The sequence below is a fragment of the Kribbella antiqua genome (genome assembly GCF_004345665.1).
Lineage (GTDB): Bacteria > Actinomycetota > Actinomycetes > Propionibacteriales > Kribbellaceae > Kribbella > Kribbella antiqua.
On the sequence record NZ_SLWR01000001.1, the window covers coordinates 979,176 to 1,005,232 of the forward strand.

Below are 26,057 nucleotides of genomic sequence, written 5' to 3' on the forward strand. Positions count from 1 at the left end.
AGGCACCGCGGGGGTGCCGGCCGGTACGCCGGTACCCGGGGGGGTTCGGTCACAGGACTGAAGGGTCTGCTGCGGCACTTTGCCGTCGGCCCGACGTCCCACGTCTGCCTCCTTCGGTGACGGCGTCATCCGCCATCACAGGAGGCCCGCGCATGAGGTCACCGATCCATCGACGTACCACCCGACGCACCGCCATAGCCGGCTTGTCCGCCGGTCTGCTGGTCGCCACACTGCCCGCGCTGAACGCGGTGGCGGCCGACCCGGCCCCCACCCCGCCGAACGGCGGGACCTGGACCGCGAAACCGCTGACAGTCGCCAGTACGGTCAACGGCGCGAAGTCGCCCAGCGGTCAGCTCGCCAAGAGCGACCCGGCGCTCGTCAACAGCACCTCGGCCAAGCAGGTCCGGGTCGTCGTCAAACTCGACTACGACTCGCTGGCCGCGTACCGCGGCGGACTCAAGGGACTGCCCGGCACCAGCCCACAGGTGACCGGCAAGCGCCTCGACCCGAAGAGCGCGAACGCGACCAAGTACCTCAAGCACGTGACGGCGATGGAAGACAAGTTCCTTGCCGCGCTGCGGGACAAGGTCCCCAGCGCGACCGCCGGCCAGAAGCTGCGCACCGTGTACGGCGGTGTCGCACTGAGCGTGCAGGCGAACAAAGCACGCGACCTGCTGAAGCTGCCCGGTGTGGCCGCCGTCCAGCAGGACAACCCGCAGCAGCTGCTCACCGACTCCAGCGGCGCCTTCATCGGTGCCCCGACGATTTACAACCAGCTCGGTGGTTCCGCCAACTCGGGCAAGGGCGTGATCGTTGGCGTCCTGGACACCGGCGCGTGGGCGGAGCACCCGTCCTTCGCCGACCCGGGCGGACTGCCCGCACCACCGCCGACCGCGGACGGCACGCCGCGCGAATGCGACTTCGGTGACAACCCGCTGACGCCGGCGAACGACCCGTTCAACTGCCAGAACAAGCTGATCGGCGGCCGGGCGTTCCTCGACACCTACAACGCGGTCATCGGCGGCGAGGTCTACCCCGACTCGGCGCGTGACTCGAACGGTCACGGCACGCACACTGCCTCGACCTCGGCGGGCGGAGCGGTCGCTCACGCCAACCCGCTGGGCATCGACCGTGGTGCGATCCTCGGTATCGCCCCGGCGGCGGCTGTGTCGGTGTACAAGGTCTGCGGCGCCCAAGGGTGCTTCCCGAGCGACTCTGTCGCCGCAGTCGCACGAGCGATCCTCGACGGCGTCCGGGTGATCAACTTCTCGATCTCCGGCGGCAGCGACCCCTACAGCGACCCGGTCGAGCTCGCCTTCCTGGACGCCTACGCGGCCGGCGTGTTCGTCTCCGCCTCGGCTGGCAATTCCGGTCCGGGCGCGAACACCACCGATCACCGCGGCCCCTGGGTCACCACGGTCGCGGCCTCGACGCAGAGCCGTACCTTCCGCTCGACGGTCAGCCTGTCCGGTGACGGCGCGACCGCGACGGTCTCGGGCGCGTCGATCACGACGGGCCTCGGTACGCCGGCACCGGTCGTGCTCGCGTCCGCTCCGCCGTACAACGACGCGCTGTGCACCACGCCTGCTCCGCCGGGAATCTTCACCGGCAAGATCGTTGCCTGCGAGCGGGGCCCGGGCCGCGTGCTCAAGGGCTTCAACGTCAAGCAGGGCGGAGCCGTCGGCATGCTCCTGTACAACTCCGTGCCGTTCGACGTGTTCACCGACAACCACTGGCTGCCGACCGTGGCCCTCGAGAAGCCCGACGCCGACACCCTGCTGGCGTTCCTCGCGGCTCACCCGGCCAGCACCACCGCGTCGTTCACGCAGGGCACCAAGACCACCTGGCAGGGCGACGTGATGACGTATTTCTCGTCGCGTGGACCCGGTGGTGACTTCCTCAAGCCCGATGTCACCGCGCCCGGCCTGCACATCATGGCCGGAGCCACGCCGACACCGGAGTCCCCGGCCGAGGGTCCGCCCGGGAACCTCTACCAGGTGATCGCCGGCACCTCGATGTCGTCTCCGCACGTGGCCGGCTCCGCCGCACTCGTCCTCGCCCTGCACCCGTCGTGGACGCCGGGCCAGGTCAAGTCCGCGCTGGAGACGACGGGCAAGACAACGGTCAAGAAGCCGGACAGGGTCACCCAGGCCGACCCGTTCGACTACGGCGGCGGCCGCATCGATCTCACCAAGGCCGGTGACCCCGGTCTGACCCTGGACGAGACCGCGGCGAACTACGCGGCCTCGGCCGCCGATCCGCTGAGCCGGATCGACCTCAACCTGCCGTCGGTGAACGCACCGACCATGCCGGGCCTGATCACGGCCACGCGGACTGTCAAGAACGTCACCAACCAGACGCTCAGCTTCACCACCGGCGGTACGACCGTCAACGGGGCGAACATCACCGTGCTGCCGGGAGCGTTCTCGGTCAAGCCCGGCCAGACGCAGAAGCTGACGATCGCGATCACGGCACCCGACCTGCCCGACGGCCAGTACTTCGGCCAGGTCAACCTCAAGCAGGTCGGCGGCGGCAGCCGGGCCCTGCATCTGCCGGTGGCGTTCTTCCGCCAGGAGGGCATCGTGCCGGTCGACCAGACCTGTACGCCGTCCACCATCGCGCGCAACACCGGCCAGTCGATCTGCACCGTCAAGGTACAGAACAACAGCCTGCAGACCACGGATGTGACCGCGGTCAGCACGCTGAGCTCGCAACTGCGGCTCAACAGCGTCACGGGTGCGACCCAGGTCAGCAACCAGGTCGCGACCAAGACCGCGACGCTGGCCGGGCGCCAGCCCGACAAGCCGGTCATCGCGCCGGGTGACACGCCGGCGGGTTACATCCCGCTGGACGCGTTCGGCGTAGCGCCCACCCCGATCGGGGACGAACAGGCACTGAACTTCAACGTGCCGTCATTCCAGTACGCCGGGCAGACCTACAACCGGATCGGTGTGACCTCCGACGGATACTCGGTCGTCGGCGGCACGAGCTCGAATGACGACATCCAGTTCATCCCGCAGAACCTGCCCGATCCGGCCCGTCCGAACAACGTGCTCGCGTCCTTCTGGACCGACCTGGACGGCACCGGTGCACCAGGTATCTTCGCGACCACTCTGACCGATGGCGTGTCCACCTGGATCGTCATCGAGTGGCGGGTGAACCTGTTCGGCACGACCAGCACGAAGGTGTTCCAGCAGTGGATCGGCGTCAACGGCACCGAGGACATCACCTACGCCTACGATCCGGGCAACCTTCCCGGTGACCCGGGCCCGGCCTACGGCCTGACTGTCGGTGCGGAGAACTTCGAGGGCTCGGCCGGCAGCCAGATCGCCGGTCCGCCCACCCAGGACTACCGCATCACGAGTACGCCGGGAGCCCCCGGCGGTTCGATGACGTACTCGATGAACATCAGGGGTGTGCAGCTCGGCACCGGAACGGTCACGACCGAGGTCTCGACGCCACTCGTCAAGGGCATCACGATCGAGGTCGACAAGATCATCGTCAACTGACCTGATCGGCACCGATCACTCCGGGCCGGATCCCGTCGGATCCGGCCCGGAGCCCGAGTGCCCGACGTCCCCGGCGTCTTCGCCTGGCCGCACCTCGTGGATGCCTCCGTCGGCTGAGAGGCTTGGCGGTCCAGAATGCTGGGGTGAACAAGGTTCCGAAGGTTGCAGCGCCCAGCGTGCGTCATATCCGGCGCTGGCCGGCTTCGCTGGCGGTCGTCGCAGTACTGGTGCTGCAACTGATCGTGCCGACCGAGATCGCAGCCTTGCCGCGGTGGATCATGCCCGCACTCGGTACGGCGTTGCTGCTGCCGCTGGTGTGGACGAACCCCTTCAAGCTGCAGCGGGACGAGCCGTGGCTGCGGTGGGTCGAACTGGTGCTGCTCGCCGTCCTGGTGCTCGTCAACGCGCTCTACCTGACCGGTCTGATTTTCTACCTCGGCTCAGGTGAAGCGAACGACGGGATGATCCTGGTCAAGGCCGCGCTGCTGATCTGGGTGACGAACGTGGTCGCGTTCGCGGTCTGGTACTGGGAGGTCGACCGCGGCGGCCCGTTCGCCCGGGCGCCCGAGCACGAGCGCGAGGTGGAGCGAGCGGATCTACTCTTCCCGCAGATGACGGTCGACCTACCCGGCTGGGAACGCTGGCTCCCCGGCTTCACCGACTACCTCTTCGTCGCCTTCACCGCAGCCACCGCCTTCAGCCCCACCGACACCATGCCCCTCACCGCCCGGGTCAAGGCCCTCATGACCATCCAGTCAGCAATCTCATTGCTGACAATCGCCGTCGTCGCCGCCCGAGCCGTCAACGTCCTCTGAGTGCCCTTCGGCGGTCGTGCCTAGGGCAAAATCACTATCGACATGGATGTAATGGGCGTGAGAGTGTTATGCCCATGTACAGCAGCAAGTCGGCGGGGCTCGCGTTCGCGGTGTTCTCCGCGGTGACGTTCGGTGGTTCCGGGCCGTTCGCGAAGGCGCTGATCGGGGCTGGTTTCTCCCCCGAACAGGCCGCCTGGCTGCGGATCCTCGGTGCCGCCGCGCTGCTCATTCCGCTCGTACTGATCTTCCGCGGTGCTGCCGGACTGCGTGCCGCGCGGGCGTCCTGGCGGGCGCTGGTGCTCTACGGGCTGACCGGGATCGCCGGCTGCCAGACGCTCTTCTTCATCGCGGCCAGCCGGCTGCCGGTGGGTGTCGCGTTGATGCTGGAGTTCTCCGGACCGGTGCTGGTGGTCGTGTGGCTGAAGTTCGGCCAGAAGATCGCCGTACCGCGGTCGGCCGCGATCGGCGTCGGGATCGCGCTCGTCGGTCTCGCGACCGTGGTGGAGATCTGGTCCGGTCTCAAGCTCGACCTGGTCGGCCTGATCGCGGGTCTCGGCGCGGCCGCGTGCCAGGCGACGTACTTCATCTTGATCGACAAACTGACCGGTGCCGCGGATCCGCTGGTGATGACCGCTGCCGGGAGCGTGGTCGGCGCGGTGGCGCTGACGTTCATCTCCGCGCCGTGGGGCATCCCCTGGCACGCACTTGTCGACACCATCGCGATCGGCGACCGGTCCGCGCCGGGCTGGGTGCTGGCCGGCTGGCTGATTGTCGTCAGTACGGTTGTCGCCTACCTCGCCGGCGCCGCCGCCGTGCAGCGGCTGTCGGCCGCGGTCGGTGGAGCCGTCGCGTACGTCGAGGTCGTTGCCGCCAGCATCTTCGCCTGGGTCCTCCTGAACGAGACCCTCCGCACCAACCAGATCATCGGCGGCGCCATCGTCCTCCTCGGCGCCTTCGTAGCCCAGTCGTCAGTCGGCAAAGTCTCTCCATCGGAGATCCCCGACTCCGACACCTCGAACCCCCGCACCACAGACCTCGACCCCGCCGGCGTCTGAGCCCGAACCCCATGCCGCCGGCCGAGGCCGAGGTCGTCGTACTAGATGAGGGTGTCGACGAGCTCGCGGGGCAGGCCGTGGGTTTCGTGCAGGTAGGTGTAATCGGTGTCGTCGAGGGTTTTGTGGAAGCGTTCGTGGCTGAGGACTTTGCGGCCGCGGTCGAGGAGGTTGCTGAACCGGATCTCCTCGTCGATCAGGATCCGGCGCACCAGCGTGACGAGCTCGCCCTGGTGGAAGTGGTTCAGGGTGTGCTCGAACAGTTCCATCGGCAGGTCGGACAGCGTGCGGCTGTCGTCGTCGCGCCACAGGATTGTCAGCACTCGGCGGATCAGCCGGCGCAGCACGTAGCCGCGGCCGGTGTTCGACGGGTGCACGCCGTCGCCGACGATCACGATGCTGGAGCGCAGGTGGTCGATCACGATCCGCTGGGACTGCTCGTCCAGCCGCCACATCGACGGAATGATCCGCATCCACGGCTCGAACAGCGACGTCTCGTACACCGAGTCCTTGCCCTCGAGCAGCATGGTGAGTCGCTCGAGGCCGAGGCCGGTGTCGATGTTCTGCTGCTGCAGCGGTTCGAGCGACCCGTCGTCGAGCCGGCGGTAGCGCATCATCACGTGGTTCCACACCTCGACCCAGCGCTTGTCGGTGCTCGGCGTACCCTCCGGGTCGCCGTCGCCGGTCCAGACGAAGATCTCCGAGTCCGGGCCGCACGGACCGGTCGGGCCGTTCGACCACCAGTTGTCCTCGGTGGTCAGCTCGATCGGCACGCCCAGCTCCTGCCACGTCCGCAGCGACTCCTGATCCAGCGGCACCTGGTCCCCGCCGCCGTACACGGTCACGTAGAGCCGCCCGGGATCGATGCCGAAGCCGTCGCGGATCAGCTCGAAGCCCCAGCGCAGTGTCTGGCTGCTGCCGTAGTCGCCGAGCGACCACGAGCCGAGCATCTCGAACACGGTCAGGTGGGTCGAATCCCCCACCTCGTCGAGGTCGGTGGTTCGCAGACATCGCTGGATGCCCACGAGCCTGCGGCCCAGCGGATGGGGTTCTCCTTCCAGGTACGGCGTGAGCGGATGCATGCCGGAGGTCGTGAAGAGCACCGGATCACCGAGCCGCGGGATGAGCGTGGAACCTGTGGTCGGAACGTGCTCACGGTCGAGGAAGAAGTCGATGAAGGTCCTGCTGATGTTCATGGTTCTGGTCCTGTCTTTCAGATGACCGGAACCAGACCACCGGGATCGGAAACAACAAAACCGGCGAACCGTTTCCGGTCGCCGGTGGAGGTTTCGAAGATGTCAGGCCGCGGCAGCCGGAGAGCGATGAGCTCGTACGGCTGCGGTAAGTCGGGACATCTGATGCATGTCGGCCAGCGTACACGAACAGCTACGCCCCCTGTCCAGCCTGTTCCCAGCCAGCCGCTCAGACGTCGAGGAGTTCGCGGAGTACGGCGCCGGCATGGGACCACGTCCAGTTTTGCTCGACCCAGGCCCGGCCCGCCTCGCCCAGCTCCCGGGCGCGCGCGGGGTTTGTCAGCAATCCGGCGATCCGAACGCCGACAGCCACCGGGTTGTACGGGTCGACCAGGTAGCCGGTCTCGCCGTGCCGGACCGTGTCCTCAGCTCCACCGGAGTCGCCGACCACAACCGGCTTGCCCACCGCCGCCGCCTCGAGCGTGACGATCCCGAGTGCCTCCGGCTCGAGCCCGAAGCGCCGTGTCCGGCACGGCATCGCGAAAACGTCGGCCGCGTCGACGTACGGCGGAATGTCCGCCCACGGCACCGGACCGGTGAACACCACCGACGACCGGACCCCAACCGCGGAAGCCAACCCTTCCAGCCGCTCACGATCCGGCCCGCCGCCAACCAGCAGCAGCATCGCCGACGGCACCGCCGCCAGCACGCGAGGCCAAGCACGGATCAGCGTGTCCTGCCCCTTCCGCGGCACCAGCCGAGACACGCAGGCGACGACCGGAACGCCTTCCAGTCCCAGGCCTTTACGGACCTGTTCTCCCCCACACCCCGGGTGGAAGCGCAGATTGTCGACACCCGGAGCCAGCCGCCGCATCCGTCGTACGGCGGCCGGCGACAACGCCGGCGCGATCTGCTCCGCGCACCACGACGACACCGTCGTCATCGTGTCAGCCGCGTCGCCGATCCGCCGCAGCGCCTGCCGGGCACCGGGCACACCCGCCCACCACGTCTCGTGTCCATGCGTCATCGCGACGATCCGCCGCGCCCCCGCGCGCCGCAACGCCGGCCCCATCAGCCCGAGCGGCGCGGCCGCCCCGAACAGCACCCGATCCGCGTCGTGCTCCCGCATCAGCCGTACGGCGTGCTTCGTCACCCGCGGCGTCGGCAGCAAGACCGTCGTACGCTCACGAACCACCCGGAACGGCAGCTCGGAGTCGTACGACGTGTCGCCGGGTGACGACGACGTCAGTACGACGACATCCGGCAACTCGTCGCACAGCGAACGTACGAACGTCTCGATCCCGCCCTGCCGCGGCGGGAAGTCGTTGGTGACGACGAGAACGGTCATCGCTGCGCCAACGGCGGCACCGTCGTCCCATGCCCTGCCGCCCACGCCCGGCCCATCGCTATCCGCTCCGGCGCGGTCGGGTGGCTGGCGAACATCCAGTACCGCCAGCGCCGCGGGTTCAGGCCGGAGATGTTCGTCACGGCCAGATCGTGCTGCATGGCAACAAAGTCTTGCGGATCGTTCGTCAGCCGGAGCGAGTGGTAGTCGGCCCGGGCCTCGATCCGCCGGCTGACCAGGTTTTGCACCGGCGACGCCAGCGTCGAACCCAAAGCGATCAGTGCCAGCAGCAACGCGGTCCGGCGCGGATCCGACATCCGTGCCCCAAGCAACAACCTCAGCAACACCACGCCAAGTGCTGCACCGAGCACACCGATCAGCGTGCCGTGCAGTACGTCGTCCTCAGCCGCATGACCGAGTTCGTGCGCGACGACCAGCCGGACCTGCGCGGGCGGCGCATCCTTGAGCAATGTGTCGTAAACGACCAGCCGCCGCGTCGAACCGAAGCCGGAAACGTATGCATTCAAGGCAGTTGTGCGCTTCGACGCATCCGCCACGAGCACATCCTTGACCGGTACGCCGTCGTTCGCGGCGAGCTTCATGAAATCATTGCGCTGCGCACCCGCAGGCATCGAGGTGAACGAGTTGAATCGCGGCTCCACCAGCACCGGGTACGCGAACGACACCCCGAGCACGAGCAACGCAGCAGCGATTGCCGCCGGCAACCACCACCAGGTCCGCCAGCGTTTCGCCAACCCGATAAGAACAACGGCGATCACCGCGAGCGCAAGGGACATCAGCAACCAGTTGACGGCACGGTCGCGAGTCCACAACCCCCAGCCCTGCACCGACAGCCCGTACTTCCGGCTGACCCGCTCCGCCATGATGTCCGTCAGCAGCGTGACGACGCTGGTCAGCAGCCCGAGACCAGCCACCAGCACCGGTACAGCGACATACCACCGACGGATGCGGATCTCGTCGTACAGACGGCGGCCGAGCGCACTGAGGCCAATCACAAGCGGGACCAGCACAGACAACACCCAGGAGGTCGTTGACCACGGCAACAGCTCGTGCCGGAACGCGTTCTGCCGGGCGATCTCCGCGGCCGAGAAGTCCAGCGCCGCATCAGGCTTGGGCAGATCGATCAGATGCCACGGTGTGGTGGTGACGATGACCACGACCACGGCCGCGGCAAGGACGAGCCCAGTCAGACGCGGCGCGACCGCCTCAGACACCGGCAAGCCTCTTGAGGTACTTCTGCCACTCGACGACGAACTCCTGCTCGGTCATGCCGAGCACCGTCCTGAACGCATCGGCCAATCCGGTCGGACTCTTCGACAGATGCACGGTCCGGTAGAACTTCACCAACTTGCTCTGCCCCTCCCGCTCGCTGATCAGCCGGCACGCGAGCCACGCCGACTCGTAGGCCTGGGGCAGCTCCGTCGACGAGGCAGCGAACGCTTCCGGAGTCGGCAGCGTGGACGGCACCTTGCCGGCCCGGATCGCCTTGAACAGCTCCTTCGCCGCCGACTCGTCCTGCACAGGTACGGCGGTGAACGCGACGTAGTCGGCGAATCCCTCGGCCAGCCACAACGGTACCGGCGAGGCGGTAGCGGTCGACGCGACGTGCGTCGTCTCGTGCGTCAGCACGATCCGGCGGCCCTGCCTGCCGAGCTCGTCGAACAGCTTCGGATTGGCCACGATCCGCACCGGCGCACCGGCCTGCGGGGTATCCAGCTCGGCCATCGTGACGGCGGCGATCTGGGTGTAGGTGTTCGGCTGCGCGCCGAGGACGTACTCCATCTGGGCCTGCGTGGCGGGCAGGTAGACGACCACCTTCCGCCGCCAGTTGTCGCCCCAGACGTCACTGACCGAGTCGACGGCACGGTCGGTCACGCTGACATAGCTCTCCGCGTCGGCTTCACCATCGAGGCTGATCACCAGGCTGTGATCGCCCTTGGCCACATCGATCGCGCCGAGCATCCAGATCGGCCGGCGCTGACCGGCCACGAAGCGCTCGGAGAACGAGGCCGCGTACGTCGTACCGTCGCGGGTGACGAACGTGACCGGAATCGTCTCGCGGGCGGGCTTCGCGTCGTACCCCTTGAGTTGCCAGGAGACCTCGACCTGGGCGAGCCAGGATGCGGTGCCGCCGAGCTCGGTCTGGCGGTCCGGGGTGAGCGCGGCGGGGTCGTCGCTGACGTAGCGGAGCTGGAACGTGGCGAGCGGGAGCTTGCCGAGATTGGCGAAGATCGTACGAGCGCTCACCCGGAAGGCGGAGGCCTTCGGGTCGATGGTGGCGAGGAAGCCGGACCGGCTATCGTCGTCGACCGCGGTCGCCATCTTCTGCAGCACCGCCTCGCCGGCAGCAGCACGCCGTACTCCCTCGGCGGCCTCATCTGGGGTGGTGGAGGTCTGCGGGGTCTGCCCAGTGATCACCGGAGCGTTCGGGTCGGCCGGGGCGTCCGCGATCTGACGGAGACCGGCGTACGCTGCGCCGGCGACCAGGCAGACGGCCAAGCCCAGGGCGACCTTCCGCACGATCGGGCCGAACGGTGGAAGGCTAGGGCTCCCAGGCGGCGGCTCCGGCTTGTCTTCGGTGGGTGGAACCACCGGGAGCGGCACTGTGTCGCCCTGTTCGTCGATCACCTCGGCCCCTCGCTGCTCACCTGCCCCAGTCAGGCGGGACACTACGTGCCTCCTCCGACAGTAGAGCACCTGGATGGTGAAACGACTCGGCTCCGGGGGACGTCCCCCGGAGCCGTTGAGTATGTCAAGGGTGAGGCTCAGCCCGGACGGACGGCGCCGTTGTACGGCATCAGGTCGATCGGGTCGGTCTTCACCGGCTTGCCCGGGCGGCTCGCGTGCACGATCCGGCCGTTGCCGATGTACATGGCAACGTGGCTGGTGGGCGAGTAGTAGAAGACCAGATCACCCGGCATCAACTGACTCTTGCTGACCGGGCGGCCTTCGCTCTGCTGCGCCTTCGAGGAGTGCGGCAGCGAGACGCCCGCCTTGCCCCAGGCGTACATCATCAGGCCGGAGCAGTCGAAGGAGTCAGGACCGTCGGCGCCCCACACGTAGGGATCGCCGAGCTGGGCCATCGCCACCTGGACCGCGATCCCGGCGCGGCCGCTGACCGGAACCGGCAGGTCCATCCGGTCGCCGTCACGGCTCGGGCGCGAGTCCCGGGCCTCCTCGGCTTCCTTCTCGTTCTCCGCCTGGATCCGGGCCCGCTCCGCGTCGCTGAGCTTGTCGAGCACCTTCTCGGCGGCGTCCAGGTTGGTCTGGATCTGCTGCTTCAGTGCGTTCTGCTTGGCCTGCACGCTCTGCAGCGCGGCCAGCTCGGTCTGCTCGCTGGCCTGCAGGTCGGTGAGCTTGCCCTGGGCATCCTGGTACCGGCGGAGCGCCGAGTTCTGCTGACCGGCGAAGGCCTGCGCGGTCGAGGCCTGGCTGAGGAACTGGTCGGGGTTCGACGAGAGCAGTAACTGGGCCGTCGTCGTCATCCCGGAAGTCTGGTACCCGGCGACCGCGAGGGATCCGATCTGCCGCTTCACCGCGTCCACCTGGGTCTGCTGCTTGGCGATACCGGCCTGCAACGCCTTCACCCGGGCGCTGGCGGCGCTGATCTGCCCGCGCAGGTCGTTGGCCGACTCACCGGCCTCCTCGGCCTTGTGCTGCAGGGCGGCGACCTGCGCCTTCGCCTGCTCCAGGGTGGGCTTCGGATCCGCGTCCGCGCCGGTCTGGATGAAGAACACGCCCGCAGCGACTGCGGTGCTGGTGATGGCGGCGAGGGCGATTCCCTTGGTGCGGTTGATGCGTCCGGTGGACACAGCCCGGTCGGTCCCTTCCTCTGCTCGCGCCGTCCCCATCGACCGTTCCGGCCACAGCTGAATCAACCGCTGCGGGCCTGGCGGGTCGCCCTTCGGCTTGTGCTGCCCGGCCGGTCTGATCAACCGGCACCCTGAGGCAACGAGAGGTAACAGTAGTGACCGTTTCGTGACCAGTGCAATTCGCCCCTCCGGTTTGATCCAAACTTAACGTCGGATCTCTCCTCCCCAACGGCCGTTTCGCCTGTCCTGTCAGGGATCCGGCAGCACCGTTCATCTCGACACTACTGACCCCGCGACCAGGGGCTATCGCCCTGTGTGAGGATATGGTCGCTCCTTCGGTGAACCAGCGGGGGATGTGACGTGACTGACATCGGCGAAAAGTACGGGCGCTCCGGCAACAACCCGGGCTGGCTCGGCGATCCGCGCGAACCCGAACTGCATGCCGCGGTGGAGGAACTCGACGACGCGCGATTCTCAGCCGGTCCGCTCCGACAGGTCCTCGGCACCTGGCTCGATGCTGTTGACAGCGTGCACCAGGCGCAGTGGTGGGACAAGGCCGGACTCGGCCAGGGCGTCCAGTGCAGCCTTTTCGTCGTCGTCGATCCGGAGCGTGCCGGAACGCTCCGCAGAGAAGCCGAGCACCACGGTGACCACGCAGTCCTGGCAACCCGGACCCTTCATCACACAAGCGTCGCAGTCGATCAGCACAACGTCCTCCAAAGTGGGGAAGCACCCGGACTTGCATCCGGCTGAGAAGGACGCTAGAGACCCCCGCCGACAATTTCCGTACGACGCCACCCCGAGCCCTGCGCGTGACGTCGTACGGAACGGTTCAGGAGCGGGCGATCCGGCTGATCAGGCTGGTCGCCGACAGCGAGCGGGCGCCGAGGGTGATGATGCTCTCGGCAACTTCGCGGTCGGTGGAGACGACGACGATCGGGCGGCCGGGCGGTTCGGCGCGGACCAGTTGCCGGATCACCTCATCGGCGATCACTCCGGGCGGGCTGAAGCGCACCCGGACCCCGCGCGGCGGATTCAGTTGCACCGGGCCCGAAAGCTCCGCGCCGTCGAAGACGACCGTGACCTCGATCCGGCGCTGCGCGACCAAGGCGCCCAGCGCCGTCACCAGCCGCTGTCGTTGGGAGTGCAGCGGCGAATTCGGCCAGGCGGTCTTGGTCACGTTGTAGCCGTCGATGATCAGATGCACCTGCGGCAGGGACAACAGTTCGTCGAACAACGCCGGGTCGTCGTCGGGCGCCGTACGCCCGTGTGGTGCGGCTTCCGGCTCGGTCCCCGCGACGGTGTCGGCCGGCCGGAGGTCTCCCCCGGGCGGCAGCGCCAGCTCACGACGGAGCCCGCTCGCTGCCTCGAGCACCGTGTCCAGCAGCAGCCTGGTGCGGGTCGAGGCGAGCTCGCGTTCCTGTCCCGCCGTCCGGCGAGCGGCGTGTTCGATCGCTTCGAGTTCGGTGATGCGGGCCCGGAGTTTGCGCAGCTCACGGTCCACTTCGTTACGCGCCGCCTCGACCCGCTCATCGGCGGTCGCGGCCTCGATAGTGCGTTGTTCGAGCTCGCTCTGCAGGCCGCTGATTCGCTGCCGGGCGTCGTTGAGCTTTCGCCGGAGCGTGACGTTCTCGGCCTTGAGTTCGTTGACCTGTTCGCGGAGCCGTTCGCGGACCTGACGGGTCTCGGTCCGGGCCTGATCGAGCTGGTCGGAGAGCCTGCTGACGGCTTCCTCGTCGGCGCGCGGCGTCTCGACCGGGACCTGGGCGGCCGCGGCGACGTGCTCCTCCCAGTTGTCCGGGCGCAGCAGGTAGGCCAGGGCCGCGACCTCGACCGGATCCGCGGTGGGCACCGGCACGCCTTCGGCGACGGCGTCCCCGAGCGCCGGGTGCTCACGCCGTACCTGGAACGCCGCCATCCGGCGGAAGTGTTCGTCGGTCTCCAGGATCGGCCCGAGCACGGACGCCGAGAGCTTCGCGCGTTTGGCCGGTGCGAAACTGGCGAACCGCCGCAACGGCGGCGGGATGTCGGTCGCGGACAGCTGGCCGAGAGCCTGCGCGGCGAGGGTGAGAACCCGTTGCCGGACCGGTTCGGGCAAAGTCGTAGCGGCGGAGCTCGCGGCGGTGCCTGCCTCAGTCACCGGTCCGCAGTCCGGCCGGAACGACGGTCTGGCATGGAGCGCTCGGCCAGTGACGCAGACCACAGCAAGCGGGCTGATGGCCCGGATTCGCGGTAGTCGCCTGTGTACGCATACAGAGAGACTAGTCGACCGGGCTGCGTGTCAGCGCAGGAATTGTCGGTGGGGCCTTTTAGCGTCGTTGCCATGACCAGCCCGGCTCCGGATCTGCTGACGCCGATTCGCGGCGTCCAGCCGAGTTTCGACGACCTCGGTACGCCGCTGCGCGACGTCACGTTCTGCGTCGTCGACCTGGAGACGACCGGCAAGCCGCCGGGTGAGGGCGGCATCACCGAGATCGGCGCGGTGAAGGTGCGCGCCGGTGAGGTGATCGGCGAGTTCCAGACCTTGGTCAACCCGTCCGATCCGATCCCGCCGTTCATCGCCGTGCTGACCGGCATCACGAACCTGATGGTTGCCTCGTCACCCCGGATCGAGTCGGTGCTGCCGGCCTTCCTGGAGTTCGCCCAGGGGTGCGTGATGGTGGCGCACAACGCGCCGTTCGACATGGGATTCCTGAAGCACGACAGCTTGGTGCACGGGTATGACTGGCCCGACTTCGCGGTCGTCGACACCGCTCTGCTGGCTCGCCGGGTGATCACTCCGGACGAGGCGCCGAACTGCAAGCTCGGCACGCTGGCCAAGGTGTTCCGCGCCACCACGACGCCGAACCACCGGGCCTTGTCGGACGCTCGTGCGACAGTCGACGTACTGCATGGGCTGTTCGAACGCGTCGGATCGCTCGGTGTGCAGACGCTGGAGGATCTGCAGACGTTCTCGTCCCGGGTCGCGCCGGCCGTGCGGGCGAAGCGGCACCTGGCCGAAACGTTGCCCCATGCACCGGGTGTGTATCTGTTCACCGACGACCGCGGCGAGGTGCTGTACGTCGGCAAGTCGAAGGACCTCCGCAATCGGGTCCGGTCGTACTTCACCGCCTCCGAGACCCGGACCCGGATCGGCGAGATGATCGGGATCGCGACCGGGGTGCGCGGGATCGAGTGCGGGACGTCGCTGGAGGCCGAGGTCCGCGAGCTGCGGCTGATCGCGGAGCACAAGCCGCGGTACAACCGGCGGTCGAAGTTCCCGGAGCGGCAACACTGGCTGAAGGTCACCGTCGAGCCATTTCCTCGGTTGTCGCTGGTCAAACAGGTGCGCGACGACGACGCCGGCTATCTCGGGCCGTTCAGCTCGCGGAAAACCGCCGAGCGGGCGATGGCGGCGCTGCACGAGGCGTTCCCGATCCGCCAGTGCACGGCGCGGATGTCGCGCCATCCACAGCTGTCGCCGTGTGTACTGGCCGAGATGGGCCGCTGCGTGGCGCCGTGCGACGGCCGGATCTCGATGGATTCGTACGGCGAATTCGTCACCGCGCTGCGGACGGCGCTGACGGTCGACCCGACTCCGGTGGTCGAGGCGCTGGACCGGCGGATCGACCTGTTGTCGGCGGACGAGCGGTTCGAGGACGCCGCCGTACAGCGGGACCGGTTGAGTGCCTTCGTGCGGAGCTCGGCGCGGATGCAACGGATGGCGTCGGTGACCGGGTGCGCGGAGATCTGCGCGGCGCGACGGACAGAGGACGGCGGCTGGGAGCTGCATGTGATCCGGCGCGGGCGGCTCGCGGCGGCGGGGATCAGCCCGCGCGGGACGGATCCGCGGAAGTACCTGGACATGCTGCGCGCCTCGGCCGAAACCGTGCTGCCCGGGATCGGCCCGGTCGCTTCCGCTTCGCCGGAGGAGATCGAGCTGGTCCTGCGCTGGCTCGACCAGCCCGGCATCCGCCTGGTCGAAATGGACGGCACCTGGACCTGCCCGGTCAGCGGAGCCGGCCGCCACATCAACCGCCTGGACAACGCCCACTCCGACGACCACCACCACCCCACCGAACGCCGCCGCCGACTCCGCCCATTAGGCCCAGCCCGCATCGGCTAGCTTCCGATGTTGCGTTGTGACCTGACCGGGCCCGGCTGACGGAACGGGCCGCATTATGCTTCAGCGGGTTGGGGGTGTGATTCGAGGAGAGGACGGAATGGTCACCGCGATCGTGTTCATCAAGGCCGACGTCGCACGGATCCCGGAGGTCGCCGAGCAGGTGGCGGCGATCGAAGGTGTCAGCGAGGTGTACTCCGTGACCGGCGGGCTCGACCTGATCGCGATGGTCCGGGTCGCCCACCACGACGACCTGGCCACCGTCATCCCCGACCACGTGAACCGGGTGCCCGGCGTACTGAGCACCGAGACGCACATCGCCTTCCGGACGTACTCGACGCACGACCTGGAGGCGGCCTTCAGCCTGGGTCAGGAGGACGGGGTCTGAGCGTGTCTGACGGCTGGAAACCACGGTCTTGCTGACACGAGCTGAAGTTACGGTGAGCGCATGAGCAATCCTCCCGCGGGCTGGTATCCGGACCCCACCGGCCAGCCGAACACCATCCGCTGGTGGAACGGGAAGCAATGGACCAACCGCACCGAAAAGGAACTCCCCGAAGAATCCCCCACGACAGACACAGCCGCCGCGGCAGCCTCGGAACAACAGTCCTGGTCGTTCCAACTCGAGGACCACTCGGCCCGGTCTGACCAACAGCCCGCCGACTCCTGGACTCAGGACGCAGGCGCGGCAGCGGGTTCGCAGCTTCAGGCGAACCAGCCCGCGGACGGCCCGGCTCAAGGCATCAGCACAGCGGCGGCTTCACAGCAACAGCCGCGGGCTCTCCAGGCTGTCGACGAATCGGCTCGCGGCACCGTCGTCGCGGCCGCTTCACAGCAACAGCCTCGGGCGATCCAGCCCGCCGACGACTCGGCCCACGGTGCCGGAGCGCCGGCGGACGGTGGAGCGGAGACTGCCGGGGACGGACTGACGCCGTTCGAGCGGGCGCGGGCCACGTGGGGTGCGCCGCCCATCGCACCGGCGCCTCCGGAACACTGGAGCCAGCGGCCGCCCCTGGAGGAGTTGCTCGACGAAGCAGCCGCCGAAGCCGCAGAACAAACCGCTGCGGCTTCCGCGGGTGCTGGAGGTGCTGCAGGTGACGCGGCTGCAGGTTGGTGGACGATAGGCACGCAGTCCACCGAAGAGCAGACATCGGAGGCGCAATCCGCCGGTACGCCGAACGGTGAACAAACGCAGGGCGATCAGGGCTGGGGCACCCAAGCGGACGAAGAACCCACACTCGTCCAACCGGCCTGGGGTGCGCAGCCAGATCCCGAGCAGACCGGCAGCAAGATCGCCGAAGCCCAACAGCGGTGGGGCGTGCCAGCAGCCACCACGCAGGCTCAGTCAGCCTGGGACGTAGAGCCGGACCAGGGCCAGACGCCCATCCCGGAGTCGACCAGTACGCCGTCCGCCGACGACCAGAGCCCGGCAGTCGCACAACCCCTCACCAAAGTGGCCAAGGCCCAACAACGCTGGGGCATCATGCCGGTGGACACACAGCCCACCACGGCGCAGCACGAAGACTCGGATACACAGCAGCCCAGCAACCAAGCTCACCAAGGCTTGGGCATCGAGCAGGCAGCCCAAGCGCAGCAGAGCTGGGGCGTGCAGGCTGACGAGGGCCAGGCACAACACCAGCAGACAGCTGGCGGCCAGAGCCATGCCAGTCCTGAGGGCTGGGGCGTCGAGCAGAACAGCAACCAACCAGACCAGGTCGCTCAGCATGGCTGGGGCGTCCAGACCGACGGCGGGCAACCTCAAGGTCAGCAGCCCGCGGACGCCGAAGGTGATCCGGGCTGGGGTCCTAAGCAACCAGACCAGGCCCAGCAAGGCTGGGGCGCCGACCAGGCAGCCCAAGCTCAGGGCTGGGGCGTACAAGCCGAAGGCGGCCAGGCTCAAGGGCAGCAGACCGGAGTCGCGCACGCCGAAGGCGGTCGGGGCTCGGGCGTGCAGCAGGCCAGCGACGAGGCAGACCACGCTCAGCAGGGCTGGGGCGTGCAGCACGGCGGCGACCAAGCAGGTCAGATCCAGCAGGGGTGGGGCGTACAAGCCGACGAACAGCAGGCTCACGGACAGCAGGCCGGAGGCGCGCGCGCCGAAGGTGGTCAGGGCTGGGGCGTGCAGGCCGGTGGCGGGCAGGGTCAAGGACAGCCGGCCGGGGACGCACAGCCTGACGACGGTCAGGGGTGGGGTGGACAGGTCTGGGGTGTGCAGGCTGGCGAGCAGGTGGGCCAGGGGCAGCAGGGTTGGGGTGTGCAGGCTGACGGTGGGCGGACTCAAGAGCAGCAGGCCGGGGACGCTGAGGGTGGTCAGGGGTGGGGTGGGCAGGTTTGGGGTGTTCGGCAACCAGACCAAGCCGAGCAAGGCGGCGACCAGGCAGGTGGGGCTCAGCAGGGCTGGGGTGGGCAGGCCGATGAGCAGGAAGGCCAGGCTCAGCAGGGTTGGGGTGTGCAAGCCGGCGAGCAGGTAGGTCAGGCACAGCAAGGGTGGGGCGGGCAGGGTCAGGGGCAGCCGGGTGCGGATGGGCAGGGGGGTAGTAATCCATGGCAGGGGGTGGCTGTGCAGCAGGGGGCTGCTGGTGGCTGGGGTGGTGGTGGGCAGCAGCAAGGTGGGGGGCAGCAAGCTGCGGCCAGTGGTTGGGGTGGTGGGGGTCAGGCGAGTGGTGGGGTTGAGCGTGGAGGGTCGCAGGGGTGGGCCGGTGCTGACTTGCGCGGTGCTGGTGCTGACTCGCGTGGGGGGAAGGGCAAGAGCAAGAAGGGGAAGGCTTCTGGTGGTGAGGGGTCGGGGGCTCGGACGCCGTTGATAGTTGGTGGGGCGGTTGGCGTGGTGGCGCTGATCGTGTTGGCGGTGGTTCTGATTGTCGGGCCTTGGGACGACAAGAAGGCGGGGCCTGACAGCGGGCCGACCACGCAGCCGACCGGGACCCAGCCGACCAGCGAGAGCACCACGAAGGCTGGGCAGTCGAAGAATCCGAAGTTGCACGAGGGCAACCGGATCTCGTCCGCCGCGATCTCGTTCCCGCGGCGGAACCCGCCGTGGTCGGATCGCCTGCGCCTGGTCCAGCAGCTGCACAACTCCAGCGGCCAGTACGTCCTGCTGCAGGAGAACTTCGACGGCCGCAACGACTGGTACGCCGACATCTTCGTCGGCGCGCTCGGCACCGACTCCGGGTTCAACGGCGATCCGAAGGCGACCGCGCAGTCGCTCTCGATCAAATTGCGCAGTTCGATGTACGGCGACATCCCGGTGACGTTCAAGAACGTGAGCAACGGCGCGGTGAAGCGATCGGACAAGTCGGGCTGGTACTTCCAGCAGACCGTGACCGCCAACTCGCCGAAGTTGACCGCCCGAGTGCTTACCCTGACTGTGGCCGTCTTCGACCTCGGTGACGGTACTGCCGTCGCGTACATCAGTGACATCCCGACCAACCGGCCGGATCTGAGGACGGCCGAGAGTCAGGCCTACAAGGGAATCAACGTTGGCTGAGAACCAGGACCAGACCCCGCAGCGCCCACCGGCCCGGCACAGTGCGCCACCGCACCAGCCGCAGCCGGGCTTCGGCGACCGCCCGCAGGGGTACCAACCCGGATCGGACCCGCTCGCGCAGTCCACCCCGGCCCCGCCGCCGCCACCGGTGCCGTCGCCGCCTTCGCAGGGCGCCGACCCGCTCGCCGGTACGCCGCAGGCACCGCCGGTGCCGAGCAACTGGTCCGAAGCAGGCCCGCCGGCAGCCTCCGACCGCCGTGACCAAGGCCTCAGCTCTCAGCCGCCGGCGGACTACCGGCCGGCCGACTCCAGCAATGACGGGTCCGACGCGCTGTTCGGGCAGTCACCCGCACCGGCACCGCCGCCTCCCCCGCCGCCGACGCGACCCACCGGTGGCGCCAGTACGCCGTACCAGGGGCAGCAGCAGGCGGGTCCGCAGCACCGGGCCCCACAGCCGCCGGACCAGCCGTACTACGCCCAGGCACAGCAGCAGCCGCGGAGCCAGCCCAGTCAGCAGCAGCAAGCCGGGCAGCAGCACCAACCGCAGCAGCCTCCGCGCGCCCAGCACGCGGCCCCACCCCCGCAGCAGCCGCAGACCGGTCAAGCACGCCCAGCCACCGGCTACTCCGGCCCGCCACAGGCAAACCAAGGCCAGTACGGCGCCCAGCAACAGCAGTACGGCGCACCCCAAGCCGGTCAGCAGTACACAGGCCAGCCGCAGCGCACAGGCCAGCCGAAGCACCCCGGTCAGCCGCAGCACTCCGGTCAGCCGACGTACGCCCAGCAACAGCCCCAGCCGCCGTATAGCCAAAACCAATACAGCCAAGCCCAACACGGCCAAGCCCAGCAGCCTCAGCACAGCCAGCAAAGCGGGCACAGCAAGGGCAAGAGCACCGGCAACAGCTCGCTCGAGACCGCGCGAAGGGCGCGCCTCATCGGCGCCCTGGTCCTCGTAGTCGCCGCCCTCGCCACCACCGGCCTGAGCGTCGGCTGGATCTGGACCAAGGCCGACGCCGTCGCCCCGGTCACTCTGCCGACCGGCAACCAGAAGCCGATGAAGACGGTCAGCCCGTCGGTGCGGCCGAAGGAGGTGCCCGGCAAGCTGGTCGGCACCCAGATCGTTGCCGGCAACAACGACACCATGCCGATCATGGGCTCGGCCTGGAGCGAGACGGGTGAGCGCACCGGCCTGTGGAGCGCAGCCGCGATCTGGCTGACGGTGCACAAGAACTACGACGGCAAGAAGAACCACGACTGGGGCAACTACGTCGCCTTCGGCCAGCTGCCGCCGGAGATCCCGTACACCGGCAAGGCAGGGCTGCGGGAGGCCGCGGCGAAGATCGGTGAGTACACGGTCACTCAGCTCTATTCGAAGTCAGCCAAGGTCTCCAACGTCGCGCACAAGAACATCACGGTGGACGGGCACCCAGGACACGAGATCACCGCGCGAGTCGCGGTGACCGACGCGCCCGGGCTCGAGACGTTCTCCACGGTGATGTTCGCGGTGATCGACCGTGGCGACGGCACTGCGGCCGTCGCGATCGGCGACATCGCCGGCTCGACCCCCACCTGGCAGAACGTCTGGCGCAGCAAGGTCGCCGGCATCAAGATCAACAGCTAGCAGCAGAGGGCCGGCGGGCCAACCGCCGGCCCCTCAAGCTGAAGCACACGCCGAGATCCACCGGTCCAGCACGTCCTTCGCCGCACCCGAATCGATCGCCTCCGCCGCCCGGTCCATCCCGATCCGGATCCGGCTGGTGACAGGCTCGTCAACCGGCGTGTACGCCGCCAGCGCCGCACCCGCGTTCAGCAGTACGACGTCCCGCACCGCACCCGGCTCACCATCGAGCAACGCCCGGACGACCTTCGCGTTGTACGACGCGTCGGCCCCCCTCAGCGCATCCGCCGACACCGGCTCGATCCCGAGCTCACGCGGATCCACCGTGAACGGCCCCTCCACCGAACCACCGCCGACTGTCCACACCTGCGACGTCGTACGCGTCGTCAACTCGTCCAACCCGTCGTCACCGTGGAAGACCAGCGCGTCGATCCCACGCCGGGCGAGCACACCAGCCATCAGCCCGGCGATCCGCCCATCACCGACACCGACCGCCTGCGCCGACGGGTCGCCCGGATTCGCCAACGGGCCAAGGAAGTTGAACGTGGTCGGCACACCGAGCTCACGCCGCGGTACGGCGGCATGCCGGAGCGCCGGGTGGAACGCCGGAGCGAAGCAGAACGTGATCCCGACCCGCTCCCCCACCTCGGCCACCTGCGCCGCGCTGAGATCGAGCCGGATCCCGAGCTCTTCCAGTACGTCAGCCGCGCCGCACGCCGAGGAGGCCGCGCGGTTGCCGTGCTTGAGCACCTTCGCACCCGCACCGGCCGCGACGATCGCCGACATCGTGCTGATGTTCACCGTGTGGGCTTGGTCACCGCCGGTGCCGACGACGTCCAGCGTCCGGCCGGAGACCGAGATCCGGGTGGCGAAGTCGCGCATCGTCTTGACCAGGCCCTCGACCTCGGTCACCGTCTCGCCCTTGGAGCGCAGCGCGATCACGAACCCGGCGAGCTGCGCCGGGGACGCCGCGCCGGACAGGATCTGCTCCATCGCCCACGCGGTGGCGGGCGCGTCCAGATCCTGGTGCCGGAGCAGCGGGTTGAGCACCTGCGGCCAGGAGTAGCTCATGGCTCAGACGGGGAGGTTGGCCAGCCGCTGCCGGAGCAGGTCGGCGGTGACCTCGGCGATCCGCACCGGGTCGATCGGGTGCGAAACCGCGGCCTCGGCGCGGGACCAGGTCGCCAGCCAGGCGTCCTGCGGACGACCGGTGATCACCAGCACCGGCGGGCACTGGAAGACCTCGTCCTTCAGCTGCCGCGCGATTCCCATCCCGCCGGCCGGCACCGCCTCGCCGTCCAGGATGGCCAGGTCGATACCGCCCTTGTCCATGGTCTTGATCACGGCCGGCTCGGTCGCGCACTCGACGTACTCGAGCTCGGGCAGATCGGCGGCGGGCCGCTTGCCCAGGGCCAGCCGGACGGACTCCCGCGTCGTACGGTCGTCGCTGTAGACCAGCACCTTCAGCGGACGCTCTGAACTCATCGATCCATCCCAAGTTCTGTGTGATGTGGACAACCGGAATGCTACCGGGGGGCCTGTCCGGTCCGGCGAGCCTGTTCCTCCAACCGGTCCAGCCGGCGGTCCTCGCGACGAGCTTCGCGTTGTGACTCGCGAACCCACTGGACGAAAAGTACGCCGAAGAACACCAGCCCGATGATGTCGCCCGACCCCCACAACAGCCCGCCGGCGATGTACTGGTCGCGCAACGGCGACGGCGGCCAGGACCGGCCGAAGCTGGTGTACCAGTCCTCCGCGATCAGCTTGTTCGCCGACATGATGGTGATGCCGAGGAAGGCGTGGAACGGCAGCGTGAGAAACGTCAGGATCAGCCGGAACGGGTAGATCACCCGGCCGGGCACCGGGTCGAGGCCGAGCAGCGGCCAGAAGAACAGCGAGCCGACCAGAATGAAGTGCAGATGCAGCAGGTCGTGGAGCATTGCGCTCCGCAGCGTCGCCTCGTACCAGCCACTGAAGTAGAGCGCCCACGGGCTCAATACGAACAGCGTGAACCCGATCAGCGGGAAGCACATCACCTTCGCGAACCGTGAATGCAACACGGAGAGCAACCACTTCCGCGGCCGGGCGGGCAGGGTGCGCAGCGCCAGCGTCACCGGGGCGCCGAGCGCCATCATCAACGGCGTCAGCATCGACAGGATCATGTGCTGGGCCATGTGCACGCTGAGCAGCACGGTGTCGTAGGTGCCGAGCGCCGACTGGGTGGCAATCACCGCACTGCCCAGCCCCAGTCCGACGAACGCGAAAGTCCGGCCCCGCGACCATTTGTCACCCCGCGCGCGGAGCCGATGGACGCCGTACAGATAGAGGCCTGCCAGTACGGCGATCACGCCGAGTAACACCGGTTCGAAGGTCCAGCCGGTCAGCAACCGCAGCGGAGTGAACGGCGCGATCTGGTCGCCGGGCCCGGCGTGGAGGGGAAGCACGCTTCCACAGTAGAAACCACTACTTGACGACATGCATGGGGGTGGTCGTGGCAGATGAGACGGGGACCGACATAATGACCGCGTGGCCACTGCAACCGCGCTCCCAGCGTCTCGTGAACACGGACACCACGACCGTCCCAGCATGGTCAGTGTCGGCACGATCGTCTGGCTTTCGAGCGAACTGATGTTCTTCGCCGCCCTCTTCGCGGCGTACTTCACGATCAGGTCGGTGACGACCGCCGCCGCCGCGCAGGGGACGGCCTCGCTGTGGGAGACCTCCACGGCGATGCTGGACGTGCCGTTCGCGTCGGTCAACACGTTCGTCCTGGTCGCGTCGTCGTTCACCTGCCAGGCCGGCGTCTTCGCCGCCGAGCACGGCAAGGTGGGCCGGACCGGCTCGCTGGCGAACCCCCGCAACTGGGGTATGCGTGAGTGGTTCTGCCTCACGTACCTGATGGGCGCGGTCTTCATCGCCGGTCAGGTGACCGAGTACGCGAACCTGATCCACGAGGGCATCACGATCTCGTCGTCGCCGTACGGCTCGGTCTTCTTCCTGACCACCGGGTTCCACGGTCTGCACGTGACCGGTGGCCTCATCGCTTTCGTGTTCGTCCTGGCCAGGACGTACATGGCCCGTAAGTTCACCCACGAACAGGCCGTCTCGGCGATCGTCGTGTCGTACTACTGGCACTTCGTCGACGTGGTCTGGATCGCCCTGTTCGCGACCATCTACCTGCTCCAATGAGTGAGAAGAGACTTAGCTTGTCACCGGCGCGCTTTCTCTCCGCGCGACGACGGCACCGGTCCGCCGGCCTCGTCGTGCTCCTGTTCGGCCTCCTGGCAGTGGGCTCGGCGTACGCCGCGTTCGCCCCTGACAACGCGGTGGCGGACAACTCGGCCCAGTCCCAGCAGATCGAGGAGGGCAAGAAGCTCTTCGCGGTCGGTTGCTCGAGCTGCCACGGCCTGAACGCCGAGGGCGGCGGCAACGGCGAGGGGAAGATGGCCGGCCCGTCGCTGATCGGGGTCGGCGCGGCCGCGGTCGACTTCCAGGTCGGCACCGGCCGGATGCCAGCGATGCAGACCGGCGCGCAGGTCCCGCGCAAGACTCCCGCCTACACCCAGGCCGAGATCGAGGCCCTGGCGGCGTACGTCGCCTCCCTCGCCCCCGGCCCGGCGGTCCCGGCGCAGGAGTCGTACGACATCAGCAAGGCCACCGACGAGCAGGTCACCCGCGGTGGCGAGCTCTTCCGGACGAACTGCACGGCGTGCCACAACTTTGCCGGTCGCGGCGGCGCGCTGCCGAACGGCAAGTACGCCCCGTCGCTGATGAACGTCGACCCGAAGCACATCTACGAGGCGATGCTCACCGGTCCGCAGCAGATGCCGGTCTTCTCCGACCAGGTGATGCAGCCGGAGGACAAGCGCGACATCATCGCCTACCTGCACGCGCTGCAGGAGCAGAAGGATCCGGGCGGCTTCGGCCTCGGCCGGCTCGGCCCGGTCTCCGAGGGTCTGTGGGGCTGGCTGGTCGGTATCGGCGTGCTGGTCTGTGTAGCGGTGTGGATCGGCGCCAAGGGCGTCAAGGCCAAGGGAGCGAAGGCCAGTGAGTGACGAGAAGCTTCCCGTCGTCAAGGCGGACGAAGGACACGGCGCGGTCGAGGTAGCCGAGCCGATCGCCGATCCGGGCATCGAGCCCCACGAGTACCGGATCACGGATATCGACCCGAAGGCGGCCGACCGGGTCGAGCGCCAGGTGTCGGCGATGTTCACGCTGGCCGGCGTTCTCGCGCTCGGTTCGTGTGTGGCGTACTTCGCCATCCCGCGCGACTCCGTCTTCGAGTTCGGCCCGCTGTCCGGCAACGCCAACAACATGGCGATCGGCCTGTGCATCGGCCTCGCGCTGTTCCTGATCGGCGCCGGCGCGATCCAGTGGGCGAAGAAGCTGATGGTCGACGAGGAGATCTCCGAGGACCGGCACCCGGCGCACTCCTCGCCGGAGCAGATCCAGGACATCACCGAGGCCTTCAAGCAGGGCGCGGCGGAGTCGGGCTTCGGCCGCCGTACGCTGATCCGCCGCGGTCTCTTCACCGGACTCGGCCTGCTCGGTCTGCCGGCCGTCGTACTGCTGCGTGACCTCGGTCCGCTGCCGGGCCGGACGCTCTACCACACGATCTGGGCCAAGGGGATCCGCGTCGTCAACGACGTCACGGCCCGCCCGATCAAGCCGGCGGACATGATCGTCGGCCAGCTGGTCAACGCGATTCCGGCCAACCTGCCTCCGCTCCAGGAGGAGAGCGCGGTCGAGTACCAGAACGCCCGGGCGAAGGCCGCGGTGATCGTGGTCCGGATCAGGCCCACCGAGATCCGCACCAAGCCGGGCCGGGAGAACTGGGGTATCGACGGCATCCTGTGCTACTCCAAGATCTGCACGCACGTCGGCTGCCCGATCTCGCTGTACGAGCAGACCACCCACCACGTGCTCTGCCCGTGCCACCAGTCGACCTTCGACCTGGCCGACAGCGCCAAAGTCGTCTTCGGCCCTGCCGCCCGGCCGTTGCCTCAGCTACCGTTGGCGGTGGACAGCGAGGGCTACCTGGTCGCCCAGAGCGACTTCACCGAGCCGGTCGGCCCGAGCTTCTTCGAACGAGGGTGACAGCAC

At 68.4% G+C, this 26,057-nt stretch carries 21 protein-coding genes and 1 pseudogene; 11 read left to right on the forward strand and 11 right to left on the reverse strand.

The window, feature by feature from the left end; genetic code table 11:
* The first annotated feature begins 152 nt into the window (after positions 1 to 152).
* From EV646_RS40550 to EV646_RS04750, 3 genes are all read left to right on the forward strand, one after another.
* Complete coding sequence (locus EV646_RS40550; protein ID WP_277875085.1) at positions 153 to 3,509, forward strand: S8 family serine peptidase; 3,357 nt, start codon at positions 153 to 155, stop codon at positions 3,507 to 3,509.
* 143 nt (positions 3,510 to 3,652) lie between these two features.
* Entirely contained in the window at positions 3,653 to 4,324 is a 672-nt protein-coding gene (locus tag EV646_RS04745; protein WP_199236777.1) for a DUF1345 domain-containing protein, read from the forward strand.
* A 74-nt stretch (positions 4,325 to 4,398) separates the two neighbouring features.
* Positions 4,399 to 5,379 (forward strand): EamA family transporter, encoded by a 981-nt coding sequence (locus EV646_RS04750; RefSeq protein ID WP_241995279.1) that lies wholly within the window; start codon positions 4,399 to 4,401, stop codon positions 5,377 to 5,379.
* A 41-nt stretch (positions 5,380 to 5,420) separates the two neighbouring features.
* Here the strand turns inward: EV646_RS04750 and EV646_RS04755 are convergent, their stop codons facing one another.
* The 7 genes from EV646_RS04755 to EV646_RS04785 form a co-directional block, all read right to left on the reverse strand.
* Positions 5,421 to 6,572: an alanine--tRNA ligase-related protein gene (locus EV646_RS04755; protein ID WP_132144210.1), complete on the reverse strand. Its 1,152-nt coding sequence runs from the start codon at positions 6,570 to 6,572 to the stop codon at positions 5,421 to 5,423.
* 226 nt (positions 6,573 to 6,798) lie between these two features.
* Positions 6,799 to 7,917: a glycosyltransferase family 4 protein gene (locus tag EV646_RS04760; protein ID WP_132144212.1), complete on the reverse strand. Its 1,119-nt coding sequence runs from the start codon at positions 7,915 to 7,917 to the stop codon at positions 6,799 to 6,801.
* Positions 7,914 to 9,149, reverse strand: a complete 1,236-nt coding sequence (locus EV646_RS04765) for a M48 family metalloprotease (RefSeq protein ID WP_132144214.1) — start codon at positions 9,147 to 9,149, stop codon at positions 7,914 to 7,916. Before EV646_RS04765 ends, EV646_RS04760 begins: the two co-directional genes overlap by 4 nt.
* A complete protein-coding gene (locus EV646_RS04770) occupies positions 9,142 to 10,605 on the reverse strand; it encodes a hypothetical protein (protein WP_132144216.1) in 1,464 nt (487 codons plus the stop codon). Before EV646_RS04770 ends, EV646_RS04765 begins: the two co-directional genes overlap by 8 nt.
* 95 nt (positions 10,606 to 10,700) lie before the next feature.
* Entirely contained in the window at positions 10,701 to 11,870 is a 1,170-nt protein-coding gene (locus EV646_RS04775) for a C40 family peptidase (protein WP_241995281.1), read from the reverse strand.
* Positions 11,871 to 12,221: 351 nt separating this feature from the next.
* Positions 12,222 to 12,428: a hypothetical protein gene (locus tag EV646_RS04780; protein WP_338419241.1), complete on the reverse strand. Its 207-nt coding sequence runs from the start codon at positions 12,426 to 12,428 to the stop codon at positions 12,222 to 12,224.
* Positions 12,429 to 12,579: 151 nt separating this feature from the next.
* Positions 12,580 to 13,887: an NYN domain-containing protein gene (locus tag EV646_RS04785; RefSeq protein WP_132144220.1), complete on the reverse strand. Its 1,308-nt coding sequence runs from the start codon at positions 13,885 to 13,887 to the stop codon at positions 12,580 to 12,582.
* Between the two features lie 183 nt (positions 13,888 to 14,070).
* Here EV646_RS04785 and EV646_RS04790 point away from each other — a divergent pair, with 183 nt between their 5' ends.
* The 3 genes and pseudogenes from EV646_RS04790 to EV646_RS40890 form a co-directional block, all read left to right on the forward strand.
* On the forward strand, positions 14,071 to 15,852 hold the full coding sequence (locus tag EV646_RS04790) for a DEDD exonuclease domain-containing protein (protein WP_132144222.1): 1,782 nt from the start codon (positions 14,071 to 14,073) through the stop codon (positions 15,850 to 15,852).
* 97 nt (positions 15,853 to 15,949) lie between these two features.
* Complete coding sequence (locus tag EV646_RS04795) at positions 15,950 to 16,237, forward strand: Lrp/AsnC family transcriptional regulator (RefSeq protein WP_132144224.1); 288 nt, start codon at positions 15,950 to 15,952, stop codon at positions 16,235 to 16,237.
* A gap of 60 nt (positions 16,238 to 16,297) precedes the next feature.
* Positions 16,298 to 16,390: pseudogene (locus EV646_RS40890) on the forward strand (DUF2510 domain-containing protein); the annotation flags it as partial.
* Positions 16,391 to 17,194: 804 nt separating this feature from the next.
* Here the strand turns inward: EV646_RS40890 and EV646_RS39855 are convergent.
* Positions 17,195 to 18,472 (reverse strand): hypothetical protein, encoded by a 1,278-nt coding sequence (locus EV646_RS39855; protein ID WP_241995283.1) that lies wholly within the window; start codon positions 18,470 to 18,472, stop codon positions 17,195 to 17,197.
* Between the two features lie 204 nt (positions 18,473 to 18,676).
* Here EV646_RS39855 and EV646_RS39860 point away from each other — a divergent pair, with 204 nt between their 5' ends.
* Together EV646_RS39860 and EV646_RS39865 are read left to right on the forward strand one after the other, a co-directional pair.
* A complete protein-coding gene (locus EV646_RS39860; RefSeq protein WP_241995285.1) occupies positions 18,677 to 19,336 on the forward strand; it encodes a hypothetical protein in 660 nt (219 codons plus the stop codon).
* Entirely contained in the window at positions 19,329 to 20,957 is a 1,629-nt protein-coding gene (locus EV646_RS39865; RefSeq protein ID WP_241995287.1) for a hypothetical protein, read from the forward strand. Before EV646_RS39860 ends, EV646_RS39865 begins: the two co-directional genes overlap by 8 nt.
* Positions 20,958 to 20,990: 33 nt before the next feature.
* Here EV646_RS39865 and trpD read toward each other — a convergent pair whose 3' ends face one another.
* Genes trpD through EV646_RS04820 form a run of 3 tightly spaced genes read right to left on the reverse strand, consistent with a single transcriptional unit; the run spans position 20,991 to position 23,398 of the window.
* Positions 20,991 to 22,025 (reverse strand): anthranilate phosphoribosyltransferase, encoded by a 1,035-nt coding sequence (trpD, locus tag EV646_RS04810; RefSeq protein ID WP_132144228.1) that lies wholly within the window; start codon positions 22,023 to 22,025, stop codon positions 20,991 to 20,993.
* A gap of 3 nt (positions 22,026 to 22,028) precedes the next feature.
* Positions 22,029 to 22,439 (reverse strand): Rv3143 family two-component system response regulator, encoded by a 411-nt coding sequence (locus tag EV646_RS04815; protein ID WP_132144230.1) that lies wholly within the window; start codon positions 22,437 to 22,439, stop codon positions 22,029 to 22,031.
* Positions 22,440 to 22,480: 41 nt separating this feature from the next.
* A complete protein-coding gene (locus tag EV646_RS04820; protein WP_132144232.1) occupies positions 22,481 to 23,398 on the reverse strand; it encodes a cytochrome c oxidase assembly protein in 918 nt (305 codons plus the stop codon).
* Positions 23,399 to 23,540: 142 nt separating this feature from the next.
* Here EV646_RS04820 and ctaE point away from each other — a divergent pair, with 142 nt between their 5' ends.
* The 3 genes from ctaE to qcrA are packed head-to-tail and all read left to right on the forward strand — an operon-like array spanning position 23,541 to position 26,051.
* Positions 23,541 to 24,143, forward strand: a complete 603-nt coding sequence (ctaE, locus tag EV646_RS04825; RefSeq protein ID WP_241995296.1) for an aa3-type cytochrome oxidase subunit III — start codon at positions 23,541 to 23,543, stop codon at positions 24,141 to 24,143.
* A complete protein-coding gene (qcrC, locus tag EV646_RS04830; protein ID WP_132144236.1) occupies positions 24,140 to 25,009 on the forward strand; it encodes a cytochrome bc1 complex diheme cytochrome c subunit in 870 nt (289 codons plus the stop codon). The genes ctaE and qcrC overlap by 4 nt, the downstream gene beginning before the upstream one ends.
* The gene (qcrA, locus tag EV646_RS04835; protein ID WP_132144238.1) at positions 25,002 to 26,051 is read left to right on the forward strand and encodes a cytochrome bc1 complex Rieske iron-sulfur subunit; all 1,050 of its coding nucleotides are present in this window, start codon (positions 25,002 to 25,004) and stop codon (positions 26,049 to 26,051) included. Before qcrC ends, qcrA begins: the two co-directional genes overlap by 8 nt.
* The last annotated feature ends 6 nt before the right edge of the window (positions 26,052 to 26,057 follow it).

Coding starts and splice junctions, on each gene's coding strand:
- EV646_RS40550 (WP_277875085.1), top strand. CDS start 153: ATGAGGTCACCGATCCATCGACGTACCACCCGACGCACCGCCATAGCC.
- EV646_RS04750 (WP_241995279.1), top strand. CDS start 4,399: ATGTACAGCAGCAAGTCGGCGGGGCTCGCGTTCGCGGTGTTCTCCGCG.
- EV646_RS04755 (WP_132144210.1), bottom strand. CDS start 6,572: ATGAACATCAGCAGGACCTTCATCGACTTCTTCCTCGACCGTGAGCAC.
- EV646_RS04760 (WP_132144212.1), bottom strand. CDS start 7,917: ATGACCGTTCTCGTCGTCACCAACGACTTCCCGCCGCGGCAGGGCGGG.
- EV646_RS04780 (WP_338419241.1), bottom strand. CDS start 12,428: ATGAAGGGTCCGGGTTGCCAGGACTGCGTGGTCACCGTGGTGCTCGGC.
- EV646_RS04790 (WP_132144222.1), top strand. CDS start 14,071: ATGACCAGCCCGGCTCCGGATCTGCTGACGCCGATTCGCGGCGTCCAG.
- EV646_RS04795 (WP_132144224.1), top strand. CDS start 15,950: ATGGTCACCGCGATCGTGTTCATCAAGGCCGACGTCGCACGGATCCCG.
- trpD (WP_132144228.1), bottom strand. CDS start 22,025: ATGAGCTACTCCTGGCCGCAGGTGCTCAACCCGCTGCTCCGGCACCAG.
- EV646_RS04815 (WP_132144230.1), bottom strand. CDS start 22,439: ATGAGTTCAGAGCGTCCGCTGAAGGTGCTGGTCTACAGCGACGACCGT.
- ctaE (WP_241995296.1), top strand. CDS start 23,541: ATGGTCAGTGTCGGCACGATCGTCTGGCTTTCGAGCGAACTGATGTTC.
- qcrC (WP_132144236.1), top strand. CDS start 24,140: ATGAGTGAGAAGAGACTTAGCTTGTCACCGGCGCGCTTTCTCTCCGCG.